The 3656-nt window shown below is 70.7% G+C and carries 5 protein-coding genes; 1 reads left to right on the top strand and 4 read right to left on the bottom strand.

Annotated elements, in window-relative coordinates; translation table 11 throughout:
* The 4 genes from VOI19_RS16200 to VOI19_RS16185 form a co-directional block, all read right to left on the bottom strand.
* Nucleotides 1-240, bottom strand: a 240-nt coding sequence (locus VOI19_RS16200; RefSeq protein ID WP_323793999.1) for a hypothetical protein, incomplete at its 3' end; no start/stop codon positions are given.
* 116 nt (nt 241-356) lie between these two features.
* Nucleotides 357-914, bottom strand: a complete 558-nt coding sequence (locus tag VOI19_RS16195) for a hypothetical protein (protein WP_323793998.1) — start codon at nt 912-914, stop codon at nt 357-359.
* A gap of 92 nt (nt 915-1006) precedes the next feature.
* Nucleotides 1007-1684 carry a response regulator transcription factor gene (locus tag VOI19_RS16190; RefSeq protein WP_323793997.1) on the bottom strand — a complete coding sequence of 226 codons (678 nt, stop codon included), beginning with the start codon at nt 1682-1684 and terminating at the stop codon, nt 1007-1009.
* Nucleotides 1681-2874, bottom strand: a complete 1194-nt coding sequence (locus VOI19_RS16185; protein WP_323793996.1) for a sensor histidine kinase — start codon at nt 2872-2874, stop codon at nt 1681-1683. The genes VOI19_RS16190 and VOI19_RS16185 overlap by 4 nt, the downstream gene beginning before the upstream one ends.
* 121 nt (nt 2875-2995) lie before the next feature.
* Between VOI19_RS16185 and phoU the strand changes: the two genes are divergently transcribed.
* A complete protein-coding gene (phoU, locus tag VOI19_RS16180; protein ID WP_323793995.1) occupies nt 2996-3652 on the top strand; it encodes a phosphate signaling complex protein PhoU in 657 nt (218 codons plus the stop codon).
* Nucleotides 3653-3656 lie beyond the last annotated feature (4 nt).

The raw sequence follows: 3656 nt of genomic DNA, 5'->3' as shown, positions 1-3656 counted from the left end.
GGAGCTGATGGTGACGGTGACCAGCGAGCGCTGCTTGCGGTAGTCGCCGACCCGGTAGAGCCAGAACGCGCAGCCGAGCCCGACGGCGGCCGCGATCCACCACCACCCCTGCAGCCAGACGGCGAGACCCAGGCCCATGGCGGCTGTCGCGACGATCATGCGCTGCTCGCTGCCGCGCCACGGCCACGCACTGGTGACGACGACGGGCTCGGCGGTGAGGGTGGGCTTGTCCTGGCTCACGGGTCGTTCCGTTCTGTTCTGGGCGCCGGGCCCGGCTGGACGGCGGCGGTCGACCTCATCATCGGCAGCCGGGTCGCCCGACTGGAGGGACGGCGTACGGCGGAGCTGGCGCGTGGTCAGCCGCTCTGCTGCTGCCAGGTGACGGCCTCGTCATCGCCGACCTGGATTCGGCCGGTCGAGCCGACCTCCATGATCCGGGCCAGGGGCGGGGCGCCGTGGGTGGTCGCGACCGAGGACTCGTTGGGTCGCCAGCTGATGTCGAAGTCGACGTCGTCGTCGGGCAGCGCGATCCGGCGGCCGCGCACCGCGCCCGAGGCGTAAGGGCTGCGGCGCTCTCGCTCGACCGGGCTGACACCCGCCGCGGGCTCGCGGGCGGCGTGCCGCGCCGGGGCAGGAGCAGGGGTGGGGGTCGGTGTCGACGGCGGCGGGGCGCCGTCTTGCGGTGCCGGCGTGACCGGTTCGGCCGGAGCAGCCGCGGGTGACGCCTGCTGCCGACGTCGCTTGACCACCTCGGGGGTCACAGCGAGCTCGACGACGAGGGCGCTGACGAGGTCGTCGGGGCGGGCGACGGCCCGCTCCAGAGGGTGGAGGGCCTCCTCGGCGCGCCGGCGGCTCACCAGGAGTACCAGCGCCGCCGTGAGGATGAGGGTGAGCAGGGCCAGAACCATCAGCATGTGGCGCGTGACCTCCCTTGGGTCGCGAGTGGGTCCGACACAGGTATCGGCTCGCCGACCTCGGGTCCTGAGGGTTCGGGGCCCGAAGTGGCTCAGAGGTCCAGCTTGTACCCCAGCCCGCGCACGGTGACGAGGTACTTCGGCTCGCCCGGGTCGGGCTCGAGCTTGGCGCGCAGGCGCTTGACGTGGACGTCGAGGGTTTTGGTGTCGCCGACGTAGTCGGAGCCCCAGACCCGGTCGATGAGCTGGCCACGGGTGAGCACGCGCCCGGGGTTGCGCAGGAACATCTCGAGCAGCTCGAACTCCTTGAGCGGCAGTCGCTGCTCGTGGCCGTCGACGGTCACCACGTGCCGCTCGACGTCCATCCGGATCGGACCGGCCTCGAGGGTGTCGGGCAGCAGGTCGGTGTCCTGGCCTCGGCGCAGGACCGCGCGGATGCGGGCAACCAGCTCGCGCGGGGAGTAGGGCTTGGTGACGTAGTCGTCGGCACCGAGCTCGAGGCCGACGACCTTGTCGACCTCGTCGTCCTTGGCGCTGACCATGATCACCGGCACGTTAGAGGTCTGACGGATGGTGCGGCACACCTCGGTGCCGGGGATGCCCGGCAGCATCAGGTCGAGCAGCACGATGTCGGCGCCGTTGCGGTCGAACTCGACCAGCGCCGCGTGGCCGTCGGCGGCGATCGCGACCTCGAAGCCCTCCTTGCGCAGCATGTAGGCCAGCGCCTCGCTGTAGCTCACTTCGTCCTCGACGACGAGTACCCGCGTCATGGTCGTTCCTCCTGCTCGTTCGCGTACGCCGTCGGCGTCTCGCTGGTTGATGCTGCCGTGGGGGTGGTGGTGCGGGCCTCAGAACGGGGAAGCGTCAAGGTAAAGGTCGAGCCCTGCCCCTCGACCGACCAGACGCGCACGTCGCCACCGTGGGTGGCGGCGACGTGCTTGACGATCGACAGACCCAGTCCGGTGCCGCCGGTGGAGCGGTGGCGAGCCGGGTCGACGCGGTAGAACCGCTCGAAGATCCGGTCGATCTCGACCGAGGGGATGCCGATGCCCTGGTCGACGACGCTGATCTCGACGAACCCGTCGACGCCCTTGGTCGTGACGAGCACGGTGGAGTCGTCGTCGGAGTAGTGGACGGCGTTGGCCACGAGGTTGGCGACAGCGGTGGTGATCTGCTCCTCGTTGCCCAGCAGCCGGAGGTCGTTCTCGCCGCCCGAGACCACCGAGATGCCCTTGGCTGCCGCGTCGATCGCGCTGGTGTCGATGGCCAGCGAGATGACGTGGTCGAGCGAGATCGGCAGCGGCGACTCGATCGGCTCGTCGCCCTGAAGTCGCGACAGCTCGATGACCTGCTGGACCAGGCGCGTGAGCCGGTCGCTCTCGATGAGCATCCGGTCGGAGAAGAGCGCGACCGCCGCAGGGTCGTCGGAGGCCTCGCGTACGGCGTCCGCGAGCAGCCGGATGGCGCCCACCGGTGTCTTGAGCTCGTGGCTGACGTTGGCGACGAAGTCGCGTCGTACGTGCTCGACGCGGCGCTCGCGGGTGCGGTCCTCGACCAGCGCCAGCACCAGCCGCGATCCGAGCGGGGCGACCCGCACGGTGACGTGGCGCGAGGGGGCGTTCTTGCGGGGCATCACCAGCTCGGTCTCGCGGATCTGCCCGTCGCGACGCACCTCGGTGACCAGGGCGGCGAGCTCGTCGGAGACCAGGGAGGTGCCGCGCACCAGCGCCATGGCGTACGCCGGCGCCGAGGCCTTCAGGACGACGTCGGAGTCGTCGATGATCACGGCGCTGCTCCGCAGGACCGAGAGCACCGCGGCGACCGAGGCCGGCACGGCCGGCTCGTCGAGCACCGGCTGCCAGCGTCGCTGCCGGTCGCTGACGTGCCAGGCCAGCACGGCCCCTCCGGCGACGAGTGCCCCGAGAAGAGCCGCGAGCAGCACCTGCCAGGTCGGATCCACAGTCGGATCGTACGGTGAACCTCGCGCGGGATTCGCCTGACACCGGTGTGGGCATGGCCTGTTCATCCCGTGTTCACTCCCTCGCTTCGCGGCGGGTCCGGGCCAGGCCTAGAGTCGGGCCATGCGCGAAAAGTTTCATGAGCAGCTCGACCGGATCTTCGTCGACATGGCAGCCATCTGCCGGTTGGTGGAGACCGCTGTCGGCCAGGCGTCCGAGGCCCTGATGAGCGGAGACGCCGGCGTCGCCGAGAGCGTCATCAGTGCCGATGTCCACATCGACCTCGCCCGCGAGGCCGTGGAGGAGTCGGCCTTCGAGCTGCTCTCCCTCCAGCAGCCGGTCGCCGGCGACCTCCGCAGCGTGGTCGCCGCGCTGCGGATGGTCACCGAGCTCGAGCGGATGGGTGACCTCTCGGTGCACGTCGCCAAAATCGCGCGACTGCGCGTGCCCGACGTGGCCGTGCCCGAGGACATCCGCCCGACCGTGGCTCGGATGGCCCACGTGGCCGAGGACATGGTCGGTCGACTCACCACGATCATCCTCAGCCGCGACCTCGACGAGGCCTCGAGCCTGCGCGAGGACGACGACGAGATGGACCAGCTGCGCCGGGCCAACTTCACCGAGATGCTCTCCGACGACTGGACCCACGGGGTCGAGGCCGCCGTCGACATCGCGCTGCTCGGCCGCTACTACGAGCGCATCGCCGACCACGCCGTGTCGGTCGCCAACCGCGTGGTGTTCGTGGTGACCGGCGAGAAGCCGAACAGCATCAGCGGCTAGTCCC

This window comes from Nocardioides sp., from assembly GCF_034670285.1.
In the GTDB taxonomy this organism is placed as follows: Bacteria; Actinomycetota; Actinomycetes; order Propionibacteriales; family Nocardioidaceae; genus Nocardioides.
The sequence above is the reverse complement of the archived record's forward strand: the minus strand, read 5'-3'. Positions and strand labels throughout refer to the sequence as shown.

Excerpts from the sequence above, each read along its gene's own strand:
- VOI19_RS16195 (WP_323793998.1), bottom strand. The coding sequence starts at position 914 with ATGCTGATGGTTCTGGCCCTGCTCACCCTCATCCTCACGGCGGCGCTG.
- VOI19_RS16190 (WP_323793997.1), bottom strand. The coding sequence starts at position 1,684 with ATGACGCGGGTACTCGTCGTCGAGGACGAAGTGAGCTACAGCGAGGCG.
- phoU (WP_323793995.1), top strand. The coding sequence starts at position 2,996 with ATGCGCGAAAAGTTTCATGAGCAGCTCGACCGGATCTTCGTCGACATG.